This is a genomic window from Streptomyces sp. NPDC006265, from assembly GCF_040613555.1.
GTDB lineage: Bacteria > Actinomycetota > Actinomycetes > Streptomycetales > Streptomycetaceae > Streptomyces.
The window spans coordinates 1-1,287 of sequence record NZ_JBEXSH010001446.1; the positions used below are offsets into that span (position 1 = coordinate 1).

General features: G+C 75.5%; 2 protein-coding genes and 1 pseudogene. All 3 read left to right on the forward strand.

The window, feature by feature from the left end:
* Positions 1 to 126: pseudogene (locus tag ABZ281_RS49670) on the forward strand (lycopene cyclase); the annotation flags it as partial.
* Positions 123 to 839, forward strand: coding sequence for a class I SAM-dependent methyltransferase (locus ABZ281_RS49675; protein ID WP_356665467.1), 717 nt, complete (start codon positions 123 to 125; stop codon positions 837 to 839). The pseudogene ABZ281_RS49670 and the gene ABZ281_RS49675, both read left to right, overlap by 4 nt.
* A partial coding sequence (locus tag ABZ281_RS49680) for an FAD-dependent oxidoreductase (RefSeq protein ID WP_356665469.1) occupies positions 836 to 1,287 on the forward strand: 452 nt, incomplete at its 3' end. The genes ABZ281_RS49675 and ABZ281_RS49680, both read left to right, overlap by 4 nt.

A 1,287-nucleotide genomic window follows, 5' to 3' on the forward strand; every position in this document is an offset into this window, starting at 1 on the left:
ATCCGGGAGGAGTGGGGCATCGGACTGCGCACCCCCGTGGGCCCGATGCTCCGCACCGCGCTCGAAGTGCCCTTCCTGCCCCGCCGCCACCACCCAGCCCCAGGAACCGGAGAGAGCCCCCGATGACCCTGCTGCGCGACCGCGACCTGGCCCACGCCTTCGACCACGCGTCCCGCACCTACGACCGCCTCACCGGCCTCAACCCGGGTTACAGCGCCGACCTGCTGCGCTCGGCCCGCCGGCTGAGGCTCCCCGGGGACGGGGCCGGACTGCACCTGCTCGACCTCGGCTGCGGCACCGGCGCCTCCACCCGGGCCCTGCTGCGGGCCGCACCCCGGGCCCGGATCACCGCGGTGGACGCCTCCGCGGGCATGCTGGGCCGGGCGCTGGCCAAGCCGTGGCCCGACCGTGTGCGGTTCCTGCACCTGAGCGCCGAGGAACTCACGACGGCCGGTGAAGGGCCCTTCGACGCCGTCTTCGCCGCCTACCTCTTCCGCAACGTCTCCGACCCGGACGCCGTCCTCGCCACGGTGCGGACCCTGCTGCGACCGGGCGGGCGCCTCGCCGTCCACGAGTACAGCCTCGGCGGCTCGCCGGCGCACCGGGCGTTGTGGACGGCCGTCTGCCAGGGAGTGATCATCCCGGCGGGCACCCTCACCGGTGACCGGGCCCTGTACCGGCACCTGTGGCACAGCGTGCTCGACTTCGACACCGTTTCCGTCTTCACCGGGCGGCTGACGCGCGCCGGATTCACGGGCGCGCGGGCCCTGCCCCTCGCCGGATGGCAGACCGGCATCACGCACACGTTCGTCGCCGCGGCCGGGGAGGCCACCCGATGAGCACTCGTGAGGCCGCCCGCCGCGGCCGGGACCGCAAGGCCGAGGTCCTGATGCCCGCGCCCGGCCGGGACCGGTTCGCGGCCGGGGACGCGCCGTCCGTCGCCGTCGTGGGCGGCGGCATCGCCGGACTCGCCGCGGCCACCGGACTGGCCGAACGCGGCGCCCGGGTAACCCTCTACGAACGCGAGGAGACCCTGGGGGGTCGCCTCGCCGGGCACCCCACCCGGCTGACGGACGGCTCCGAGGTGACCATGAGCCGTGGCTTCCACGCCTTCTTCCGCCAGTACTACAACCTGCGCGGCCTGCTACGGCGCACCGACCCCGCCCTCACCCGCCTCACCCCGCTGCCCGACTACCCCCTGCGGCACAGCGGCGGACTGACCGACAGCTTCGCCCGCGTCCCGCGCACCCCGCCCCTCAGCGCCGTCGGCTTCGTCGCCCTCAGCCC

Excerpts from the sequence above, each read along its gene's own strand:
- ABZ281_RS49675 (WP_356665467.1), top strand. The coding sequence starts at position 123 with ATGACCCTGCTGCGCGACCGCGACCTGGCCCACGCCTTCGACCACGCG.